Raw genomic sequence first — 21,741 nt, 5'->3', positions numbered from 1 at the left:
GTTGGGGGGTGCTGCTTAGGCGCCCAGGTGCGTGGGGCCGAACATCTTGAGCAGGGTTTCGACGACGACGACGTTCGGCCCGTCAGCGGCGAAGCCCGCCTTGAGCGCGTCCCCCACATCCTCCGGGGCCACCCGGACGGCCGGGACGCCGAAGGCTTCGGCGAGTTTGACGAAGTCGGGTCGGGCGAGCTCGGTGGCGGTGGCCTGGCCGAAGGCACCCACCATGTATTCGCGCAGGATGCCGTAGCCGCCGTCGTCCACGATCAGCCAGGTGACCGGCACGTTGTGCTGCCTGGCGGTGGCCAGTTCGGAGATGGAGTACATTGCCGATCCGTCACCGGAGACGGCCAGCACCCGGCCTGGCTTTCCCGTGGTTTCCAGCCCCACCGCCCCGCCGATGGCCGAGGGGAAGCCGAAACCCAGCCCGCCGGCACCCTGGGCGGAGTGGAACTGGCCCTCACGGGCGTCCCAGCAGCTCCAGCCCCAGTACGCGGAGATGGTCATGTCCCAGAACGTCTGCATATCCGCGGGTACGGCTTCGCGGATGTCCGCCATGAACTTCAGTTCCTTGCCGAGGTCCTGGGACTCCAGCCGGGCCTTGACCTTGGCCAGGGATTCCCTGACCAGCGCCTCCGGTGAGGTCCCATGCCAGTCGGCCCGCTCCCCGTGCGGTTCGGTCAGGGCCTCATCGAGGGCGGCAAGCGCCTGGCCGGCGTCGGCCCGAATGCCCAGGCCGGGCCGGTTGGACTCCAAAACCCGGGGTTCGGCGTCGATCTGGATAATCCGGCCGCGCGGCTCGAAGGTGAAGTAGTTGGACGTGACCTCGCCGAGGGAGGAGCCGATGACGATCAGCACATCCGCGTCCTCGAGCAGGTCCGTCATGTACCGGTCCTCGATCCAGGACTGCAGCGACAGCTCGTGGTTCCAGGGGAAAGCGCCGTTGCCGCCGGGGGTGCAGATCACCGGGGCGCGCAGCTTCTCCGCGATGGACAGCAACGACTTCTCTGCCCGGCCGCGGCGCGTGCCGCCGCCGGCGATGATCGCCGGACGTTGCGCCGTCGAAAGCCATTTGACCGCTTCACGGACCAGCTCCACCCGGGGCGGGTTGTCCGCTGCCTCGGCGAGGGCGTCCTCCACCGGCGGAACCATGATGGGATCCAGCAGGACGTTCTGCGGGATCTCCAGCCAGACCGGGCCCTGCGGGGAGGAAATGGCTTCGGTCCAGGCATCCTGGATGGCCGAAGGGATTCCGGAGGCGTGCTGGATCAGCCGCTGGCTCTTGGTGACATTCGCGGCCGAGGCCTTCTGGTCATCGAGCTGGTGCAGCATGCCCTTGCGGCGGGCGCCGAGCCCGTCCAGCGGAATCTGGCTGGCCACCACCACCATGGGCACACCGGTGGCGTACGCTTCCTGAAGTCCGGCCAAGGACGTGAGCGCACCCGGGCCGGTGGACAGGAACAGCACACCGACCTCGCCCGTGGCCCGCGAATACCCGTCGGCCGCGAACGCGGAATTGTTCTCCACCCGCGAGGACACGAAGTGCAGGTTTCCCCGGCCCATCGCGTCGAACAGGCCCAGCGCGTGCTGGCCCGGAATGCCAAAGACCGTCTTCGCGCCCAGCGCTTCCAGGGTTTCGACGACGAGATCCCCGCCGTTGCGCGCATCGGTGCCTTTAGTGGGGGCCGCTGTGCCCGGATCAAAATCGATCACTTGGAGAACTCCTCGACGGCGGGGCGGATGATTCCTGCCTCGACAGGCTCGACCACCGGCGAGGATGCGGCAAAGCCCGCCTGGTTTCGCTTCTCCTGCCCGAGCGCCTGGGCGGCGTAGCCGTTGGCGCTGCCGAACCTGTTGCCCTCGACGGCGGAGTCAGCCATGAGGGTGACGAGTTCATAGGCAACGTGGCTGGCAGCGACGCCGGTGATTTCCGCATGGTCGTAGGCGGGAGCCACCTCAACGATGTCCGCACCCACCAGGTTCATGCCGCGGAAGCCGCGGATAATCTCCAGCAGCTCACGGCTGGTGATGCCGCCGGCTTCCGGCGTTCCGGTGCCCGGCGCGTGTGCGGGGTCGAGGACGTCGATGTCCACGGAAATGTACAGCGGGCGGTTGCCGATGCGGTCCCGGACCTTGGCCACCGTCTCCAGGACGCCCTGGTAGTAGACGTCGGCCGAGGTGACGATGCCGAAGCCGAAGCGGTGGTCGTCGTCGAGGTCCTTCTTGCCGTACAGCGGCCCGCGAGTTCCGATGTGGCTGATGGCCTCGGTGTCCAGGATGCCCTCCTCGACTGCGCGGCGGAACGGGGTGCCGTGGGTATATTCGGCACCGAAGTAGGTGTCCCAGGTGTCCAGGTGCGCATCGAAGTGCAGCATGGCAACAGGCTCGCCGGCGCGCTCAGCGGCAGCCCGGAGGAGCGGCAGGGCAATGGTGTGGTCCCCGCCAAGGGTGACCAGCTTGCTGCCCCCGGCCGTCAGGTCCAGGGCGTTCTGCTGGATGGTTTCGATGGCCTCGTTGATGTTGAACGGGTTCACGGCCATGTCGCCGGCGTCCGCCACCTGGACGTTTTCGAACGGACTGACGTCCCACGCCGGGTTGTAGGGACGCAGCAGCCGGCTGGCCTCGCGGACGTGGTTGGCGCCGAAACGGGCGCCGGGGCGGTAGGAGACGCCCGAGTCGAAGGGCACTCCCACCACCGTGATGTCGGCCTTGGCCACCTGGTCCAGCCGGGGCAGTCGGGCGTAGGTGGCGGCTCCGGCGTAGCGGGGAATACGGGATGAATCGATGGGGCCAAGGTTGCCGTTGGCCTCGATGCGCAGCTCTTCCAAAGGAACGCCTCTCCTTCGAGGATGGATCGGTAGTGTGACACCCATCATACACTTAAGTTTCCCTTTGTGCATCAAGTGTTTACCAATCGAGCCTGCGGGCGTTCCGCCTGGCACTCCTTAGTTAGTCGATGGCAGCCCCACCCCGCTCCCCCGTCCTGACTCGGACGGCATCGCACACGGAAACGGTCCAGATCTTCCCGTCCCCGAACCGCCCCGTGTTGGCGCCGGCTTCGATGGCCGCCATCACACCGTCCATCGACTCCTCGGACACCAACACCTCGACCCTGGCCTTCGGCAGCAGGTCGGAACTGTATTCGGTCCCCCGGTAGACCTCCACGTGGCCGCGCTGCTGGCCGTAGCCGCTTGCCTGGCTCACGGTCAGGCCGCTGACGCCGAACCCTTCCAAAGCCGCCCTGACGGTCTCGACCTTTTCCGGACGGACTATGGCCGTGATGAGCTTCATGTCCGCACCTTGCTGCTTCCTGCCTGCCGGGCTGCCTCACGGTCCGGCTGGCCACTTGTAACCCGCTCATCGGAGTCCGCGGAAGCGGCCTGTGGATGGTCCGTCCGCCCCTCCGCGGGTACGGGCTTGCCGTGGTGCTCGCCCGGATGGAAGGTGCCGCCCACCATCAGCAGCTCGTACGCAGTTTCGGCGTGTTCGGTGACGTCGATGCCGGACTGCTCGCTGGCTTCGGACACCCGCATGCGCATCGTCTTATGGATGGCCAGTCCGATCAGCGTGGTCATGACGGCGCTCCAGGCCGTGACAATCAGCGCGGTGAGGACCTGCGGCCAGAACTGTGCCATGCCGCCGCCGTAGAAGAGCCCGCCCTCGGTCTTGGCGGACGGGACGGCGAAGAACCCCAGGGAGAGCGTCCCCCACAGGCCGCCGACGAAGTGCACGGCCACCACGTCCAGCGAGTCATCGAGGCCGATCCTGAATTTGAGTCCGACCGCGAGCGCACAGACCGCTCCGGCTACGGCCCCGATCAGGATGGCTCCGATGGGGTCAACGAACCCGCAGGCAGGGGTGACTGCGACCAGGCCCGCCACGGCTCCCGACGCGGCGCCGAGCGAGGTGGCATGACCGTCCCGAAGCCTTTCGATCAGCAGCCAGCCCAGCAGCGCCGCGCTCGTGGCCAGCAGGGTGTTGGTCCAGGCCAGGCCGGCGGTAGCGTCGGCTGCGAGCTCGGAGCCGGCATTGAAACCGAACCAGCCGAACCAGAGAAGCCCTGCGCCGAGCATCACGAACGGCAAATTGTGCGGCCGGATGTTGGGATCCTTCATGAATCCGAGGCGCTTTCCGAGCACGACGGCGAGCATCAGTCCCGCTATCCCGGCGTTCATGTGGACAACCGTTCCGCCGGCGAAGTCGAGCGCCGAGATCTTGCTGCCCACGATGCCCGTGGGGCCGAACAGTCCGCCGCCCCAGACCCAGTGGGCGATGGGGGCGTAGACCAGCGTGACCCACAGCGCGGCGAAAAGCAGCCACGGCCCGAACCTCACCCGTTCAGCGACGGCTCCGCTGATCAGCGCCACGGTGATGATGGCAAAGGTTGCCTGGAAGCCGATGAACACCATGTCCGGGAGTCCGGGCGCCTTGCCCCCTATGGTGCTGGTCAGTCCACTCAGGCCCGGATTGGCAAAGGGATCGCCGACGAGCCCGGCCATGGTGTCAGGCCCGAACGCCAGCCCATACCCCCACAATGCCCAGACGACGGCAACAACGCCCATGGCACCGAAGCTCATCATCATGATATTCAGGACCGATTTCATCCGGACGAGGCCGCCGTAGAAAAACGCCAGGCCGGGGGTCATCAGCAGGACCAGCGCGGACGCAGCCAGCATCCAGGCCGTGGCGCCGGGATCGAGCACCGCGGGATCCGCTGCCATTCCTACGTTGAGTTGAGAGATGTTCATTTCGGGAGCCTTCCTCAAGAAGTGGCGCTCCTGGGCGCCGGCGACGGCGAGACCATTCAAAACGACGATGCAGCTATGCGTTCCCCAAGGCCGACGCTACAACCGGAGTGTTTCGGCCATGGCCGCGAAGTTTTTCCGGGAAGTTAAACCGCCCGGCCGGGCATGAATCCTGCGTTTCCGGCAGGTTTCCAAAATGTGACGCACATCTCACCATCGTCACCCCGCGAGCAGCGCAGGTGCAGATCCCCGCACTGGAGCACTCCCACCGGGAAGTGATGACGGTCACATAAGGCGTAAAGGTTTCGTTAAGGCCCGCGCTCCGCGGAGTTCCCCGGGCCTACGCTCCAATCAGAAGCAGCACCCCGGACCGAAAGCGGCCCAAGGGTATGCTGCGTGAAAGGACACCGTGACCACGCTCACCCGGCCGCCCGCCGACCCCTCGGACAGGTTCAACCGCAAGCCCCGGCAGTTGAAGGGCTGGCTGCTGGAGGGCATGCCCGAAGGATCCGGAAAACGGCAGGGACCTCACGGCCAGCCACAGGCGAACCACACACCCCAGCCCTGGTGGAAGGTCATGTGCCTCACCGGGGTGGACTACTTCTCCACCCTTGGCTATCAGCCCGCCATTGCCGCGCTTGCCGCAGGGATGGTCTCGCCTTTGGCCACCGTGGTGCTGGTGGCCGTTACGCTCCTCGGAGCCCTGCCGGTGTACCGACGGGTTGCCTCGGAGAGTCCGCGAGGGGAGGGTTCCATCGCGATGCTTGAGCGGCTCCTGCCTCGGTGGGGCGGCAAGCTGTTCGTCCTGGCCCTCCTGGGGTTCGCGGCCACGGACTTCATGATCACCATCACGCTCTCGGCCGCGGATGCCAGTGCGCACGCCGTGGAGAACCCGTTCGCCCCCGACTTCCTGCACGGCCAGGAAGTTGCCATAACGCTGGCGTTGATCGCCGGCCTGGGCGTCGTCTTCCTCCGCGGCTTCAAGGAAGCAATCAACGTGGCCGTCGTCCTCGTGGCGGTGTTCCTCCTGCTGAATGCGGTGGTGGTGCTGGTGGGCCTCGCGCATGTTTTCGCCGAAGCCCACGTAGTGACGGACTGGTGGGCCGCCCTCAACCAGCAGCACGGGAACCCGCTGGTGATGATCGGCATCGCCCTGCTGGTCTTCCCGAAACTCGCCCTTGGGCTCTCCGGCTTCGAAACGGGAGTCGCCGTCATGCCTCAGATCCAGGGCAGCCCGGACGACACCGAAGCGAACCCGACGGGCCGGATCCGCGGCGCGCACAAGCTCCTGACCACAGCGGCCCTGATCATGAGCGCGTTCCTCATCGCGTCCAGCTTCATCACCACGTTCCTCATTCCGGCAGCCGAGTTCGAACCCGGCGGCAAGGCCAACGGCCGCGCGCTGGCCTTCCTGGCCCACCAGTACCTGGGCGACGGTTTCGGGACCGTCTATGACCTGAGCACCATCGCTATTCTCTGGTTCGCCGGCGCCTCCGCCATGGCAGGGCTCCTCAACCTGGTGCCCCGCTACCTGCCGCGCTTTGGCATGGCGCCCGCCTGGACCCGGGCCGTGCGGCCGCTGGTGCTGGTGTTCACCGCCGTCGCCTTCCTCATCACCGTGATTTTCGAGGCCGACGTCGAAGCACAGGGCGGCGCCTACGCCACCGGCGTCCTGGTGCTGATGACGTCAGCCTCCATCGCCGTCACGCTGTCCGCCCGCCGCAAGCACCAGCGCGGCCGGACGGTCGCTTTCGGGGCCATCGCCGTCGTCTTCCTCTACACCACGGTTGCGAACGTGGTGGAGCGCCCTGACGGCCTGAAGATCGCGGCGATGTTCATCCTCGGCATCGTGGTGGTGAGCTTCGCTTCACGCGTCAGGCGGTCCTTCGAGCTTCGCGCCACCCACATCCGGCTGGATGAACGGGCCCTGGAGTTCATGGCGGCAAGCGAGGAGGGGCCTATCCGGCTGATTGCCCACGAGCCCAAACGCCTCAGCGCCGCGCGGTACCGGGCCAAGCTGGAGCACGCGGAACTCGCCAACCACCTGCCGGCGGACAGCGACGCGATCTTCATCGAGATCCTTGTTGACGACAGTTCGGACTTTGAGCAGGAACTCGTGGTCACGGGGAAGATCCGGCATGGCTTCCGTATCCTTGAAATCCACAGCAATAATGTTCCCAACACCCTGGCGGCCGTGCTGCTGCACCTGCGCGACGTCACAGGCCTGATGCCGCACATCTACTTCCGCTGGACCGAAGGCAATCCGCTGACAAACCTGACGCGGTTCCTGCTGTTCGGCGAGGGTGAGATCGCCCCCGTAACCCGGGAGGTTCTGCGCGAGGCGGAGCCGGACGTCACCCGCCGGCCATGGGTCCACGTGGGCTAAGCCCGCGGCTGAAAGCCTGCCGACCCGGCGGCTGAAAGCGCCGGGTCAGCGGCTGGCGGCCGGGACCAGCACCCAGAGCACCTCGACGGCGTCGTCTGTGGGGTTGATCCAGGTGTGCGGCTCCCGGCCGGGGAACGTCACCGTGTCGCCGGTGCTGAGCTCGTATTCCTCGTTCGTGAGGATCAGCCGGATCCGGCCGTTGATCACGTGCAGGACGTCGACGTCGCAGTCCACGGCGTAGAGTTCGGATTCGCCGCGGCCGCGCGGCTCGATCACGGCCTGGATGATCTGGACCCGCCGTTCCGAGCGCGCAGTCAGGAGCCGCTCGATGATGCCTTCGCCGCCCAGCGAAATTCGCGGCCCTTCGTCCTTCTTGGTCAGGTGGGTTTCCGGCGCTGCAAACAGGTCGCCGATGGAGATGGACAGCACCTGGCACAGCGTAACCAGAGAGGCGACCGACGGGGAGGTGAGGTCGCGTTCAACCCGGCTCAGGAATCCCTTGGTGAGACCGGTGGCGTCTGCCACCTGCTCGATGGTGAGCCGCTGGGACTGGCGGGCAGCGCGGATGCGCGAACCGATGGCAACTGGAATGTTGCTCGGTTCAACTGGTAGAGCCTTCATTAACGAACCTTTCGCAGCCGGCCGCACGGCCCCATTGCTGGAGCCATACTAGCCGGAGAGCCACCCTGTGACGCGGGAATGGCCCGTGGATGTCAGATGCACCTTGACTGTTACCACCGTCACAACATATTCTTTTAGGCAACAAGTGTTGTCTATTAGACAATCACCTGGAGAATTATCAAGTCACTTCAGGGATCTCCCCCTGCATCACCCGCAATCTAGCAGCGGATTTCCGGCACTGCGCTGACGCTCCCGCGAACTCCGGCCCTGCTGCCAATCAGCTCCAAGGAGCCTTCTCATGGACGCAAATTTCGTCAACATCGCCATTGTGGTGGTGTACCTGGTCGCCATGCTGGCCTTCGGCTGGTGGGGCAAGTCCCGCACCAAGAACAACAGCGACTTCCTGGTGGCCGGCCGCAGGCTCGGCCCGTTCCTGTACACGGGCACCATGGCCGCCGTGGTTCTGGGCGGCGCCTCAACGGTGGGCGGCGTGGGCCTCGGCTACAAGTTCGGCATCTCCGGCATGTGGCTCGTCGTGGCCATCGGTGCCGGCGTGCTGCTGCTGAGCCTCCTGTTTGCCGGCACCATCCAGAAGCTGAAAATCTACACGGTTTCTCAGATGCTGACGCTCCGCTACGGCAGCCGGGCCACGCAGACCTCCGGCATCGTGATGCTGGCCTACACACTTATGCTCTGCGCCACCTCCACCGGCGCATATGCCACCATCTTCGTGGTCCTGTTTGGATGGGAGCGTGCCCTGGCCATCGCCATCGGCGGCGCAATCGTCCTGGTGTACTCCACCATCGGCGGCATGTGGTCCATCACCCTTGCGGACCAGGTCCAGTTCGTGATCAAGACCGTGGGAATCTTCTTCCTGATGCTGCCCTTCACGCTCAACGCCGCTGGCGGCCTGGACGGCATCCGCAGCCGCGTCGAGGACAGCTTCTTCCAGATCGACGGCATCGGCGTCCAGACCATCATCACCTACTTCGTGGTCTACACCCTTGGCCTCCTGATCGGCCAGGACATCTGGCAGCGCGTTTTCACCGCCAAGACCCCCACTGTTGCCCGCTGGGGCGGCGCCACGGCCGGCATCTACTGCATCCTCTACGGTGCTGCAGGCGCCCTGATCGGCCTGGGTGCGCGGGTTGCGCTGCCGGAGATCGACGTCGCGACCGAGGGCAAGGACGTTGTCTACGCCGAGGTGGCGCAGAACCTGCTGCCCATCGGCGTCGGCGGCCTGGTGCTGGCAGCGGCCGTTGCCGCAATGATGTCCACTGCTTCCGGTGCACTCATCGCAGCCGCAACGGTGGCCCGCGCCGACGTCCTTCCTTTCGTGGCGAGCTGGTTTGGCAAGGACATCAACACCAATGACTCCGACAACCCTGAGCACGACGTCAAGGCCAACCGCATGTGGGTCCTTGGACTTGGCGTTGTGGCCATTGTCATCGCCATCATCACCAAGGATGTGGTGGCCGCACTGACCATCGCCTACGACATCCTGGTGGGCGGACTCCTGGTCGCGATTTTGGGCGGACTGGTGTGGAAGCGCGGAACGGGTGTTGCCGCCGCCGCCTCCATGGCCGTGGGCTCCGTCGTTACCCTGGGCACCATGATCTACCTGGAGATCAACGCCGCGGCGCCGCTGGACGGCATCTACGCCAACGAGCCGATCTACTTCGGCCTGATCGCCTCGGCCGTCGTCTACGTCGCGGTGTCGCTGCTGACCAAGCGGACTGACCCGGCAGTCATGAAGCACTGGCAGGAGCGGGTGGCCGGCAACGCTGCCGAAGTGGAACCGGCTCCGGTTCTCACCAAGTAGCAAAACAGAACACCGCACGACGGCGGTGCCTCCCCTGCACGGTTTTCCAACCGGAGGGAGGCACCGCCGTCGTTCGTTACATCCTCGGCGGCTGCAGCAGGGACTAAATCACTCTTCTTCCTCAGGCTCAGGGAAGTCTTCCAAGGGCACCACGGGTTTCTCGTCGCCAAGGAAGTCCTCCTCGCCCAGGGGAACCCGCCGGTCGGCCTCTTCGAGCAGTTCCTCTTCCTCGGACTCCACTGCGTCGTCGATGGGCGCGTCTTCGGCAAAGTCATAAGCGGGATCGGATTCGATGGTGTCGCGTTCCGGCTGGGTGGGGCGTGATCCGGTGGTATCCATGGTGCAAACCTCCCTGTCTGGTTGTGCGTCCAGGGGCCGGGCCGTGAAGCACCTGCCCTGGCAATCATCACAGCACCGGCATTCGGTCCGGTCAATAGCCGGTGCATTGCACGCCCTGAAAGCCCCTCCACCGCCGCGGTTTTTGAGGTTCACCTAAACTTCCAGGTGAGGACTACCGGCCGAAAATTGGCGTGAAACCGGGGTAGGCTGGACCTGCAATGGGGCCGAACCATGCCCTATCAAGCCCAGGAGTGTTCGTGTCTCAGCACGCTAAATCTGACCGGAACCAGCCCCGCCCCGCCGACACCCCGGCCGCAGAAACCGCCGAAGCCGACACCGCCGCCAGCCCGGCCACTTCCCCGAGCCCGGCCGACATCAGGCGCTGGCGCCAGTACCTCGCCGATGAACGTGCCGAGGCTGCCGTCTATCGCGACCTGGCCCAGAACCGCCGCGGCGAGGAGCGGGACATCCTGCTGGCCCTGGCCGAGGCAGAGGGCCGGCACGAAGCGCATTGGCTCCGGCTCCTCGGTGATCACGCCGGGAAGCCCCGCCCGGCATCCCTCCGCAGCCAGCTGCTGGGATTCCTGGCACGCCACTTTGGTTCAGTGTTCGTGCTGGCGCTGGCCCAGCGCGCCGAGGGCCGCTCCCCATACTCCTCGGACCCGTTCGCCACGCCCGCCATGGTTGCCGACGAACAGATCCACGAAGAAGTTGTCCGCGGACTCGCCACGCGCGGCCGGAACCGGCTGGCGGGCTCCTTCAGGGCTGCCGTGTTCGGCGCCAACGACGGCCTGGTCAGCAACCTGTCGCTGGTCATGGGCATGGCCGCGTCCGGTGTCGGCAGCCAGGTGGTGCTCCTGAGCGGTGTGGCCGGGCTCCTCGCAGGGGCGCTGTCCATGGGCGCGGGAGAATTCATCTCCGTCCGCTCCCAGCGCGAGCTGCTGGCTGCAACAAGGCCCACCCAAATCACCCTTTCCGCCGCACCCCGGCTGGACATCGAACACAACGAGCTGCTGCTGGTTTACCTGGCCCGCGGGATGTCCCGGGAAGCCGCCGAGCACCGTGTGGCGGAACGGATGGGACTGCTGAGCTGCGACTGCGACCCCAGCCTGTCACTCCAGCCCGAACTCCCCGACGCCGAGGACCAGCACGAGGCAGTGGGCACGGCCTGGAGTGCGGCGGCATCGAGCTTTTGCTTCTTCGCCTCCGGCGCCATCATTCCCATCATCCCGTTCCTGCTGGGCATGACCGGCATCGCGGCACTGGTGGTTTCCGCAGTGCTGGTGGGCATGGCGCTGCTGGTGACTGGCGGCGTCGTCGGACTGCTGTCCGGGACCTCCCCCACAAGCCGCGGTTTCCGGCAACTGGCCATCGGCATGGGCGCGGCCGGCGTCACCTATCTGCTCGGCCTGGCGTTTGGCGCGGTGGTGGCCTAGTGGACAGTCCGCCGTCCGGCCGACGGAAGCCGCGGCATTCCAGCCGGATGGGTATGACGGCCCGCATCCTTCGCAACGCGGCCCTCACCGCCCTGATCGCGGTGGCGGCTTTCACGGCTGCCGGACTGTTCTACGGCGATCCCCGTTTCGTGGGGCTCTTCGAGTTCCGGAACAGCACCGTCCCGAACGGTCAGGCCGCGGACCAGCAACCCGGAACCGCAGCGGAAGCCGTTGGTTCCGACGCGCCTCCCCCTGGCCTGGAGGAAGAAGACTCCCCGCTGGGAACGCCGGCGGAGCCGCCCGTCCCCAGCGATTCCTTCCAGTTCCTGGCGACGAACGACGACGGCACGCCCGTGGGCTATTCGCCCTGCCGCCCGCTGCACTACGTGGTCAATGCCGGGCTGGCGCCGGCGGGCTCGGAAAACCTGGTGGAGGAAGCCGTCGCCACCATTTCCCGCGCCACAGGCATCCGCTTCATCAATGACGGCCCGTCCACCGAGGCGCCGTCCGAGGACCGGGATCCCTACCAGCCGGAAACCTACGGCGAGCGCTGGGCTCCGCTCCTCATCTCATGGACCACTCCGGAGGCCGCCCCCAAGCTCAAGGGCCAGGTCATCGGCACCGGCGGGAGCACGCACTACAGCTTCGACGGCGGCCCAAAGACTTTCGTCACCGGCAGCCTGGACCTCGACGCCCCGCAGATAGCCGGCGAACTGGAACGGCCGCAGGGCCCGGCCTACGCCACCGCCGTGATCCTGCACGAACTGTCCCACGTGATGGGGCTGGAACACGTCGATGATCCCCTGCAGCTGATGTACCCGGAAATCGGCACTCCGGACGGCCTCGCCGCCGGCGACCTGAACGGCCTGTACCAGCTGGGCAAGGCCTCCTGCCGAAAGGACCTCTGACAGCAACCGGACACTTCTAGCCGGACACTGCGTCGAGGGCTTCCTCCACTGTTTCCACCAGGAAGATCCTGTCCGCCATGGGCTTCCCCGCCGCCAGGCTCTGCAGCAGGGGCCACGCCGGATAACGGCGCTTCCAGTGCTCGCTGCCCACGAGCACCATGGGCCGGATGGTTTCGGAGGCTCCGTAGTAGTTCTCGCAGGCGTCCTGGAAAATCTCCTGGAGGGTGCCGGCGGAGCCCGGCAGGAAGATCACACCGCCGTCGCAAAGCTCCAGCAGGATGGCCTCCCGGATGGCATTGGCGAAGTACTTCGCGATGTGGGTGGCAAAGTAGTTGGGCGGCTCGTGTCCATAGAACCAGGTGGGAATCCCCAGCGACGGCGTTCCGTCCGGATGGCGTTCGACGACGGCGGCCGCCGTTCGCGCCCACGCTGACACGGAGGGCCGGAACCCCGGAACGGCTGCCAGCTGATCCAACGCAACGTGGAAGTCCGCTTCCGGCAGCTCGCTGAGGTACGCGCCCATATTGGCGGCCTCCATGGCGCCCGGCCCGCCGCCGGTGGCCACCACCCTGCCGCTCCTGGCGAGGAGCCTGCCGGCGACGGCAGCCTCCGTGAACGCCGGCGTTCCGCGGCGCGCGGTGTGACCGCCCATCACCCCCACCATCGAGCGGCCGCCCAGTTCGGAGCGCACCAGTTCATCCAGCGCATCGCCGATCGAATGGTCGTGCAGCGCCGCCGCCAGCGTGGCATCCAGCCGGTGCCGCTGGCCCGGCCGGATGCTCCAGTTGTAGATCCGGGCATCCAGCGTGGCTTCGTAGGGTTCCCCGGGCGGGCCGCTGTAAAGCTCCTGGGGCGAATACAGCTGACCGCGGTACGGGTTGAAGGGGACGGATTCCATCCTGGGGAAGATCAGCGCACCGCGGCCGCGCAGCGAATCCTCCACGCCGTCGTCGAAGGTGCAGCCGAGGAAGATCGCGCCCTGCGCGTCCATGGCCCGCAGCGGGGCGGCGCGCCCGCGCAGGTCCAGGGACTGGGCGTGCCAGCCATGCATAGTGCGGACGCCTGCCTCCACCAGCCGGTCGAAGCTGTCCAGGCTTTCAACCTCAAGGGTCCTGGGGCTGTGGCTCAGGCTGCCGGCGGCGTTCATGAAGTCAGCCTAGTCCGCGGCGGGCACCGCAGAAGCGCCCGGCGGAAATCCGCGGGGCGCTTCTGTGCCTTACATTCCGGTACGGGCCGGTGCTCCAGCGGCGGAGCCGCCCAGGGGTCAGGAGACCTGGAGCCCGCCGTTGATGTCGTAGGTTGCAGCAGTGATGTAGCCGGAGTCCTGGCCGAGCAGGAATGAGATCAGGGCAGCGACTTCCTCGCGGGTGCCCACGCGTCCCATCATGATGCCCTCGGACATCTGGGCCTTGCGCTCATCGCTCAGGGTACCGCCCATGATGTCGGTGTCGATGGGGCCCGGTGCGATGGCGTTGACGGTAACCCCGAACTCCCCCACTTCGCGGGCAAGGGCCCGGGTGAAGCCGATGATGCCGGCCTTTGAAGCGCTGTAGGCAACCTTGGAATACGTGCCGCCGCCGCGCTGGGCGGAAATCGACGAGATGCTCACGATGCGGCCGAGCCTGCGCTCGATCATTCCCTTGAGCACGCGCTGGGAGACGATGAAGGTTCCGCGCATGTTGATGGCGAAGACCTTGTCCCACTCCTCCACGGTGGTCTCCATGAACGTCGTCGGCGAGCTGATGCCGGCAAGGTTGGCCAGGGCCACGATGGGCGGCAGGGATTCCTCGATCTCGGTGATCGCCCGGTCCACGGAGGCGGCATCGGAAACGTCGGCGCCCACGCCGATGGCCTTCACGGCGCGGTTGGAGCCGATCTCGGCAGCTGCTGCCTTGGCGTCCTCGGCGTTGATGTCCAGGATGGCGATGGACCAGCCTTCGCTGGCCATCCGGTCCGCGGTTGCACGGCCGATGCCGCGGGCGGAGGCTGCTCCGGTCAGTACAACGGTGCGTTCTGCGGGGAATGAAGTGGTTGTCATTGCGTTATTTCTTTCGTCGGGAAAATAGGGGTCAGGGGACTTTTGTGGTGTTCACGGCGGCTGCGGCAGCAACCGCGGGATCCAGCGCGGCGTCGCCTTCAGGGCGCTTCCGTGCATAGAGGTAGGTAGCCACGGCTGTGACGCACAGGCAGAAGGACAGGAACAGCAGGCCGCTCTGGTTGTTGCCCGTGGCGTCCTTCAGCAGGCCGACCGCGTACGGTGCCACGAAACCGCCGAGGTTGCCCAGGGAGTTGACCAGGGCCAGTCCGGAGGCAGCTGCTGCCCCGGTGAGCGCGGCGGACGGCATCGAGAGGAACGGGGCGATGGCGCCGTAGATCCCCATGGCCGAGGCGGTCAGGGCGATCAGGGCCAGGACGGGGTTGACCGGGAGCAGGTATCCGGCGGCCAGAAGGCCCATGCCCGCGAGCACCATGCTGACGGCGGTGTGCCAGGCGCGCTTGCCCGTCCGGTCGGCCCGCTTGCTCCAGAAGTACACAAAGACGGCGGCGATGGCGTAGGGAATGAGGACAATGAAGCCCACTTCGGCGGTGGAGAACTTGCCCAGCGCGGCGACGATCGTGGGCATCCAGAGACCAAGGCCGTAGATGCCGCAGACCAGGCCGAAGTACAGGGCCGAGTAGACCAGGGTGCGCTTGTCCTTCAGGCCGGCCAGGAAGTTGTGGTTTCCGCCCTTGGACTTGGCGGCCAGTTCGGCATCCATGGTGGTGGCGAGCCATTCGCGTTCGTCAGTGTTGAGCCATTTGGCGTCCCGCGGGCGGTCGGTCATCAGGATCGGGGTCAGCAGGCCCAGCAGGATGGCGGGGATGCCTTCGATGATGTAGAGCCACTGCCAGCCGTGCAGGCCCAGGATTCCGTCCATCTGCAGCAGCAGACCGGACACGGGAGCGCCCAAGGCGTTCGACACGGGCTGGGCAAGGATGAAGATGCCCAGGACGGTGACGCGCTGCGCGGCGGGGAACCAGAGCGTCAGGTAGAAGAGGATGGCCGGGAAGAAACCGGCCTCGGCAGCGCCCAGGAGGAAGCGGATGATGTAGTACGTGCTTTCGCCGTTGACCAGGGCCATTGCCGTGGCGAAGATGCCCCAGGTGATGAGGATCCGGGCGAGCCATTTGCGGGCGCCGAAACGGTACATGCCGGCGTTGCTCGGAACTTCAAGGAGCGCATAGCCGAGGAAGAAGATCCCGGCGCCGAGGCCATAGGCGGCCGCACTCAGGCCGATGTCCTCGCTCATGGTGAGCTTGGCGAAGCCCACGTTGTTGCGGTCAAGGTAGGCAACAAAGTACAGCAGGACAATCAGCGGCATGACGCGGCGGCGAACCTTGCGAAGCGTGCGTTCGCCGAGCTCGCCGAGTCCTGCGGACTGCATGGAAAGTGAAGTCATCGTCGACCTTCTATCTGACGGATGAGGCGCCTGGGCGGCGGCTGGATCCGATGGGGGATGTTGGAGATTCCGTCGGTTTAGTGGTTGAGTCTGATGTCTGACATCTGACGGAAGAACCTGAGAAAGATCATAGGAGGGTGATCTGGGTTACGTCAAGCCATCCGCGGTTTGGGCGGTGGCGCCTAGGGCTCGCCCGCCGGGCGGCACGGCGTCAGGGCTGGGGGTGGTGGACGTAGCGTTCGTAGTCGTGGTACGTCTGGTCCATGTGTTCGTCCATGGTTCGACGCGACACTTCAGCGTCGCCGCTCAGGATGCCGTCCAGTACCTTCTGGTGGTACTCGATAGCGTGCAGCTGGATTTCCGGCACGGCCGACGTCTCCCGCCGGGTCATGTAGAGCAGCTGTCCCAGTTGGGCGAAGAGTGCCCGGACAAACGGATTGCCCGACGCTTTCAACACGGCGTCATGGAACGCGATGTCGGCCTCCACAAAGCGGTCCAGGTCCCCGGACTCATGGAAGCGCTTCATATCCGCGATGCATTCGCGCATCTGTTCTGCGTGCTCGGGAGTGTGCCGCTTGGCGGCAAGGGCGGCGGCTCCGGTTTCCACCATGCGCCGCATCTCGATGAGCCCGACCGAGACCTGGTCAGCGCCGTTTCCGTGCGACGCGGCCTTGAAGATGGCGTCCAGCCCGGTCCAGTTGTCCGAGGGATTGACGAATGTTCCACGGCCGGCCTTGACGTAAAGGATGTTCTGCGCCCTCAGCGCTTTGAGGGCTTCCCGCACGGTGAGCCTGCTGACCTCGTAGGCCTTGGCGATGTCGGCTTCGGGCGGAATGGCGTCGTGCGGCTTCAGCTTGCCGTCGAGGATGTCATCGAGCAGGCCGTCGACGAGGTCGTCCACGAGTGTCCTGCGGCCCATCCTGGCTCCTGCCTTCGGTCTTGCCCCTGCTGCGGCTGCTTTCCACATTACTGTCGAACGCCGCCCGGATCAGCATCGCGGCCCTAACTGCGTGAGCCTGTTGCAGAATGAATCATGCACACTCCTTCCCTGCCCTCGCCCGGCCGGCCCCGGATCGGAATTCCGGTCCGCCTGAGCAGCTCCCTGGATCCCGACCCGCGGGTGGGGGAAGCCAATGAGCTCTTCGATTTCATCGTGGACCTGGTCCACGACGGCGGCGGGGAACCGGTGCTGCTGACCGAGGAGTCCGGCGACGGCCGGCTGGCCGAAACGCTCAGGACGCTCGACGGCGTCGTGCTCCCCGGCGGGGGTGACCTGGACCCGCGCTTTTACGGCGAAAAGCAGGGCTCCGAGTGCTACGACGTGAATCTCGCGCAGGACACACTGGACCTGGCAGTTGCCCGCGCATCCATCGATCAGGGCCTGCCCTTACTCGGGATCTGCCGCGGACACCAGCTCCTCAATGTCCTGTATGGCGGCACCCTCATCCAGGACATGCCTGCCAGCGCGGTGACGCACCATGAACCTGCGGGTGTCGGAGGCCCAGGACTTGAAGGCCCGGTCGGAGCAGGCACCGGCCCGTGGGCCTGGCACGACGTGGTCATTGCCCCGGGGTCCAAAGTGGCCCGGCTGTACGGCCAACCGGGCAGGACGGACGGCCTCACAGTCAAGATTGCCTCCGGGCACCATCAGGCCGTGGCCCAGGTGGCGGACGGCCTGGTGGTGACGGCGGTTGCGGGCGATGGCACAGTGGAAGCACTTGAAGACCCGGCACGCTGGGTGGCGTCCGTTCAATGGCACCCCGAGGCCCGCGAGCTCCCGGCGGAGGAACGCGTCGCCCCGTTCCGGGCGTTTGTGGAGGCCTGCCGCGTTGAGCAGCAGGCCTAGGTGTACTGCGCCTGACAGGCCGCAACAACGGAAGGCATCCGGTTGCCGTTCCTTGGCGCTCCCAAATCAGCCTGCTATTATCGTCAAAAAGGCAGTATGTCCTATCAAGAGAACATACGCTGACATACGCGGGCTATCCGGCACCATGGGGATCCTGCGGAGCACAAGGGAGCGCTCAGTGGCGAATCAACTTAACCTCAGCATCGACCGCTCTTCACCGGTGCCCCTGTACCACCAGGTGGTCCAGGGCATCGAGTCCGCCATCCACACCGGACTGCTCCCCCCGGGCAGCCGGCTGGACAACGAAATCGACCTTGCCGCCCAGCTCAACCTGTCCCGCCCCACCATGCGGAAAGCCATGGACGAGTTGGTGCGCTCCGGCCTTCTGGTGCGCAAGCGCGGCGTCGGAACGCAGGTGGTCTCCAGCCAGGTCCGGAGGCCGCTGGAACTGTCCAGCCTGTTTGACGACCTGACGAACAATGGAAGCAAGCCCACCACCGAGGTGCTCAGCTTCTCCCACATCGAGGCCGATGCACCGACGCGTGAAGCGCTCCAGCTTCCCGCCGGCGCAAAGGTCTACCACTTCACCAGGCTCCGCAAGGTGGGCGGCAAACCGCTGGCACTGATGGAAAACTGGGTTCGCGACGACATCACCCCCATCGACGAAGCCCAGCTGGGCGCCCAGGGCCTGTATGCGATCCTGCGCAACGGCGGAGTGAACTTCCGGCTGGCCTCGCAGCGCATCGGTGCCATGGTGGCCAACGACTACCAGGCGCCCCTGCTGGACACAAACCCCGGTTCAGCCCTGGTGACCATGGAACGCACAGCGGTTGATGACACGGGACGCATGGTGGAAACCGGGCACCACGTCTACCGCGGTGACTCCTACAGCTTCGAAATGACACTCGTCCAGCGCTAAGCACACGCGCCCCGGGCGACTACGCCTGGCGCTCAGCGCTGCCGGCAGCACGCACTAATTGAAAGAGTAGATCTATGGCCAACTGGGTATATCCGCTGGGTTCCGCTGCCGACGGCAGCTGGGACGTCTCGCTGGGAACATCTGACTCCGCGGTGGAGGTGGACGGCTGGGCCCACACCGGACTCAAGGTCGGCACCCTGGCGGCCGGCGCCGCCGTCGAACTCCCCGCCGCCGGCGAGGAACGCATCGTGGTGCCGCTCAACGGGTCCTTCACTGCCACAGTCGACGGCAAGGACTTCCGGCTCGCCGGCCGGGCGAGCGTGTTCAACGGCCCCAGCGACGTGCTCTACACGGGGACCGGCAAGGCCGTCACCATCCGTTCGGCCGACGGCGGCAGGGTGGCGGTCGCAACGGCACCCGCAAAAACGTCCTACCCGACCCGACTCGTGACTGCCGCAGAGACACCCGTTGAGCTGCGGGGCGCAGGCAACTGCTCCCGTCAGGTCCACAACTTCGGCACGCCGGCAGCACTGGAAGCCGACCGCTTCATTGTCTGCGAAGTCATCACGCCCGCCGGCAACTGGTCCTCGTATCCGCCGCACAAGCACGACGAGGACAAGGACGGCGAAACCAGCCTCGAGGAGATCTACTACTTCGAGACCCGGGTGTCGCCGATGGGTCCGGCCGCTTCCGCCTCGCGTGGGGACGCCATCGGCTACCAGCGCGTGTACGCCTCGGACGAGCGGCCCATTGACGTCTCGGCGGAGGTCCGCACGGGCGATGTGGTCCTGGTTCCCTACGGCTGGCACGGCCCGGCGATGGCTGCCCCGGGGTACGACCTGTATTACCTGAACGTCATGGCCGGCCCCGGCCCGGTCCGCGACTGGCTCATCAGCGATGACCCGCACCACGGCTGGATCCGCCAGACCTGGGAAGGCCAGGACGTGGACCCGCGGCTGCCGTTCGGAGCCTAGGCAACGTTCGCCGCGAAGCCAACACAACGGAAGCCCCTAACCGGATGGTCAGGGGCTTCCTCGCTACCGGGAGCCGGAGCGGGCCGCTGGGGCTGCTAGCTCGCCACTTTCTGCGCCACGCGGACCGGAACGCCCGCGGCCAGGGATTCCTGGGCGGCATCGGCCACCCGGGATGCGGCCACGGCATCTTCCGGCGTGCAGGGATTCTCCCGCCTGCCCAGAATCAGCTCGACGAAGGCTTCCATCTCTGAGCGGTACGCCTGGTCGAACCGCCCGGCGAACGTGTGGTGGGGTTCCCCCGCCGGGAAGCTGACGCCGGCTTCGGCAGAGGTCATCGCCGTCTTGTCGTCCAGTCCCACCATCAGCGAGCTGCGTGACCCCTGGATTTCGAGCCGGACATCGTGGCCGGCCCCGTTGTACCGGGTGGCGGAGACGGTACCCACCGTCCCGTCGTCGAACGTCACCACGGCGAGCGCCGTATCCACGTCCCCCACTTCCCCGATGGCGGGATCGCCGTTGTTGGAGCCTTTGGCGTACACCTCGACGATTTCCCGGCCGGTCAGCCAGCGGAGGATGTCGAAGTCATGGACGGAGCAGTCCCGGAAGAGGCCGCCGGAGCTGGCAAGGAACTCCACAGGCGGAGGTGCCATGTCGCACGTGACGGCCCGGAGCGAGTGGATCCAGCCCAGTTCCCCCTCTTGGTAGGCCCGCCTGGCTTCCAGGTATCCGGCGTCAAAGCGGCGCTGATGGCCGATCTGCACCACGCCTTGCCGGTCACGGATGTGATCCAGTACCGGCAGGGCGTCAGCAACGTTCATGGCGACGGGCTTCTCGCAGAAGACGGGGATCCCGGCATCAACTCCGGCCCTGATCAGCTCAGGGTGTGTCGCCGTCCCCGTGGCAATGACCAGTCCGTCGATCCCGGAGGCTATGAGGGCATCCGCGGTAGGAAGAAATTCCGCGGCGAGCCCGGCCGCGACCGTCCGGGCGTGCTCTGCGGCCACATCGGTGAGCCGGAGCCTGACATTGATGCCCTCCGGATTGAGGACCGAGTTCAGCGCGGCGATGTTGTTGGCGTGCATCACGCCGATCCGCCCCACCCCGGCCAGGCCAAGAATGACGTCCTTCATGAGATCTCCCCTGCAATTACGGTGAATGCGGCCCGGAAGGCGTGCGGCCGCATCAGGCTCCGGCCCTGCCGCCGAGTCCGGCTGAGGTTGCCAATCCTGGCACGGCCACCGGAGCTCCCTGCTTGACTGACTCGATGCAGGCCAGCGCCACGGCCAGCGCGCGCCGGGCATCAGCGGCACCCGGCGTGAGGGTGACGTCCGACGACGACGGCGGCATGCCGTCGCGCTGTGCACGCACCGCAGCCGCGAAATCAGCGAGTTCATCCGTGTAGGCCTGCCGGAAGAGTTCGACGTTGAGCCTCGGCGTATCCGCGGACATTCCGTCCGCGGTGTAGCGGCGCGCTGCCGTTTCCGTTGCCCGGCCCGCTTGGACCATCCCCTTTGACCCGAAGACCTCTCCACGGATGTCGTAACCGTAGAGCGCACTGAAGTTTGCTTCCGCCACGGCGATGGCGCGGTTGCTGTACCGGATGGTGACCACTGCGGTGTCCAGGAAGCCCTGATCACGCAGTTCCGGCTCCACAAGGGCGTCTGCCACGGCGTAAACCTCCACGGGCTCGGCACCTTCGTTGAACCAGTTGAGCGTGTCAAAGTCGTGGATCAGCGTCTCCAGGAAGATGGTCCACGCCGGGACCCTGGCCGCGTGCGGGATGCTTCCGTTTCCGGGGTCGCGGGTCAGCGAGCGCAGGAGCTGCGGCGTGCCGGCCACCCCAGCGGCAAGATCCTTCTTGGCGGCCTGGAAATCCTCTGCGTACCGCCGGTTGAAACCGACCTGGAAATGCACGCCTGCCGCCTCCACCGCGGCCAGGGCCGCATCGAGCTCGCCGAGCCCCTGGCCGGCCGGTTTCTCGCAGAAGACGTGCTTTCCGGCCGCAGCCGCCTGCGCGATGAGGGAGGAATGGAAGCGCGCCGGGCTCGCGATGATCAATGCGTCGATCCCGGGATCCGCCAGGACATCCTCGGCGTTGGCCGTCACCTTCGCGGTGCCCAGGGACCGAGCCAGCGCCTCCGCCGATTCAACGTTGGGATCGGCGACGGCGGCCAGGACTGCGCCCGGGACACGGCGGGCGATGCTCTCTGCGTGGAACGCCCCCATCCAGCCGGCGCCGATGAGACCGATCCGCACAGGTGCCGGGGCTGCGGCGGAGTTGTGGGTGATGTAGGCCAACGGCCCGTCC

19 protein-coding genes are annotated in these 21,741 nt (G+C 66.4%); 7 read left to right on the top strand and 12 right to left on the bottom strand.

Features of this window, described 5'->3' with window-relative positions; translation table 11 throughout:
• Positions 1–15 precede the first annotated feature (15 nt).
• The 4 genes from J2805_RS13970 to J2805_RS13955 all read right to left on the bottom strand — a co-directional run bounded on the left by J2805_RS13970 (position 16) and on the right by J2805_RS13955 (position 4,745).
• Complete coding sequence (locus J2805_RS13970; RefSeq protein WP_309977185.1) at positions 16–1,710, bottom strand: thiamine pyrophosphate-binding protein; 1,695 nt, start codon at positions 1,708–1,710, stop codon at positions 16–18.
• A complete protein-coding gene (gene speB / locus J2805_RS13965) occupies positions 1,707–2,825 on the bottom strand; it encodes an agmatinase (RefSeq protein ID WP_309977183.1) in 1,119 nt (372 codons plus the stop codon). Before speB ends, J2805_RS13970 begins: the two co-directional genes overlap by 4 nt.
• A gap of 121 nt (positions 2,826–2,946) precedes the next feature.
• On the bottom strand, positions 2,947–3,288 hold the full coding sequence (locus tag J2805_RS13960) for a P-II family nitrogen regulator (protein WP_309977181.1): 342 nt from the start codon (positions 3,286–3,288) through the stop codon (positions 2,947–2,949).
• A complete protein-coding gene (locus tag J2805_RS13955) occupies positions 3,285–4,745 on the bottom strand; it encodes an ammonium transporter (RefSeq protein WP_309977180.1) in 1,461 nt (486 codons plus the stop codon). Before J2805_RS13955 ends, J2805_RS13960 begins: the two co-directional genes overlap by 4 nt.
• A 406-nt stretch (positions 4,746–5,151) precedes the next feature.
• Between J2805_RS13955 and J2805_RS13950 the strand changes: the two genes are divergently transcribed.
• The gene (locus tag J2805_RS13950) at positions 5,152–7,128 is read left to right on the top strand and encodes an APC family permease (protein WP_309977179.1); all 1,977 of its coding nucleotides are present in this window, start codon (positions 5,152–5,154) and stop codon (positions 7,126–7,128) included.
• Positions 7,129–7,173: 45 nt separating this feature from the next.
• On the opposite strand, the gene J2805_RS13945 is transcribed toward J2805_RS13950, so the two are convergent.
• Positions 7,174–7,749 (bottom strand): helix-turn-helix domain-containing protein, encoded by a 576-nt coding sequence (locus J2805_RS13945; protein WP_307049167.1) that lies wholly within the window; start codon positions 7,747–7,749, stop codon positions 7,174–7,176.
• 298 nt (positions 7,750–8,047) lie between these two features.
• On the opposite strand from J2805_RS13945, the gene J2805_RS13940 reads away from it, so the two are divergent.
• Positions 8,048–9,571, top strand: a complete 1,524-nt coding sequence (locus J2805_RS13940) for a sodium:solute symporter family protein (RefSeq protein ID WP_309977175.1) — start codon at positions 8,048–8,050, stop codon at positions 9,569–9,571.
• 108 nt (positions 9,572–9,679) lie between these two features.
• On the opposite strand, the gene J2805_RS13935 is transcribed toward J2805_RS13940, so the two are convergent.
• Positions 9,680–9,910: a hypothetical protein gene (locus tag J2805_RS13935; protein ID WP_309977174.1), complete on the bottom strand. Its 231-nt coding sequence runs from the start codon at positions 9,908–9,910 to the stop codon at positions 9,680–9,682.
• Positions 9,911–10,167: 257 nt separating this feature from the next.
• Between J2805_RS13935 and J2805_RS13930 the strand changes: the two genes are divergently transcribed.
• Together J2805_RS13930 and J2805_RS13925 are read left to right on the top strand one after the other, a co-directional pair.
• Positions 10,168–11,346 (top strand): VIT1/CCC1 transporter family protein, encoded by a 1,179-nt coding sequence (locus tag J2805_RS13930; RefSeq protein WP_309977172.1) that lies wholly within the window; start codon positions 10,168–10,170, stop codon positions 11,344–11,346.
• A gap of 53 nt (positions 11,347–11,399) precedes the next feature.
• Positions 11,400–12,254, top strand: a complete 855-nt coding sequence (locus J2805_RS13925) for a matrixin family metalloprotease (protein WP_309977170.1) — start codon at positions 11,400–11,402, stop codon at positions 12,252–12,254.
• A 16-nt stretch (positions 12,255–12,270) separates the two neighbouring features.
• Here the strand turns inward: J2805_RS13925 and J2805_RS13920 are convergent, their stop codons facing one another.
• From J2805_RS13920 to J2805_RS13905, 4 genes are all read right to left on the bottom strand, one after another.
• Positions 12,271–13,401, bottom strand: a complete 1,131-nt coding sequence (locus J2805_RS13920; RefSeq protein WP_309977169.1) for an LOG family protein — start codon at positions 13,399–13,401, stop codon at positions 12,271–12,273.
• Positions 13,402–13,518: 117 nt separating this feature from the next.
• A complete protein-coding gene (locus J2805_RS13915; protein ID WP_309977167.1) occupies positions 13,519–14,292 on the bottom strand; it encodes an SDR family NAD(P)-dependent oxidoreductase in 774 nt (257 codons plus the stop codon).
• A 31-nt stretch (positions 14,293–14,323) separates the two neighbouring features.
• Positions 14,324–15,694 (bottom strand): MFS transporter, encoded by a 1,371-nt coding sequence (locus tag J2805_RS13910; protein WP_309977165.1) that lies wholly within the window; start codon positions 15,692–15,694, stop codon positions 14,324–14,326.
• 211 nt (positions 15,695–15,905) lie between these two features.
• Positions 15,906–16,613, bottom strand: coding sequence for a FadR/GntR family transcriptional regulator (locus tag J2805_RS13905; protein WP_309977162.1), 708 nt, complete (start codon positions 16,611–16,613; stop codon positions 15,906–15,908).
• A gap of 114 nt (positions 16,614–16,727) precedes the next feature.
• Here J2805_RS13905 and J2805_RS13900 point away from each other — a divergent pair, with 114 nt between their 5' ends.
• From J2805_RS13900 to iolB, 3 genes are all read left to right on the top strand, one after another.
• Positions 16,728–17,540, top strand: coding sequence for a gamma-glutamyl-gamma-aminobutyrate hydrolase family protein (locus tag J2805_RS13900; protein WP_309977160.1), 813 nt, complete (start codon positions 16,728–16,730; stop codon positions 17,538–17,540).
• A 178-nt stretch (positions 17,541–17,718) separates the two neighbouring features.
• Positions 17,719–18,459: a GntR family transcriptional regulator gene (locus J2805_RS13895; RefSeq protein ID WP_309977158.1), complete on the top strand. Its 741-nt coding sequence runs from the start codon at positions 17,719–17,721 to the stop codon at positions 18,457–18,459.
• A 74-nt stretch (positions 18,460–18,533) separates the two neighbouring features.
• Complete coding sequence (gene iolB / locus J2805_RS13890) at positions 18,534–19,433, top strand: 5-deoxy-glucuronate isomerase (RefSeq protein ID WP_309977156.1); 900 nt, start codon at positions 18,534–18,536, stop codon at positions 19,431–19,433.
• A 95-nt stretch (positions 19,434–19,528) separates the two neighbouring features.
• Here the strand turns inward: iolB and J2805_RS13885 are convergent, their stop codons facing one another.
• On the bottom strand, positions 19,529–20,563 hold the full coding sequence (locus J2805_RS13885; protein ID WP_309977154.1) for a Gfo/Idh/MocA family oxidoreductase: 1,035 nt from the start codon (positions 20,561–20,563) through the stop codon (positions 19,529–19,531).
• Positions 20,564–20,615: 52 nt separating this feature from the next.
• The gene (locus J2805_RS13880; protein WP_309977152.1) at positions 20,616–21,731 is read right to left on the bottom strand and encodes a Gfo/Idh/MocA family oxidoreductase; all 1,116 of its coding nucleotides are present in this window, start codon (positions 21,729–21,731) and stop codon (positions 20,616–20,618) included.
• Positions 21,732–21,741 lie beyond the last annotated feature (10 nt).

The sequence above is a fragment of the Arthrobacter oryzae genome, assembly GCF_031454875.1.
GTDB lineage: Bacteria > Actinomycetota > Actinomycetes > Actinomycetales > Micrococcaceae > Arthrobacter > Arthrobacter oryzae_D.
The sequence above is the reverse complement of the archived record's forward strand: the minus strand, read 5'-3'. Positions and strand labels throughout refer to the sequence as shown.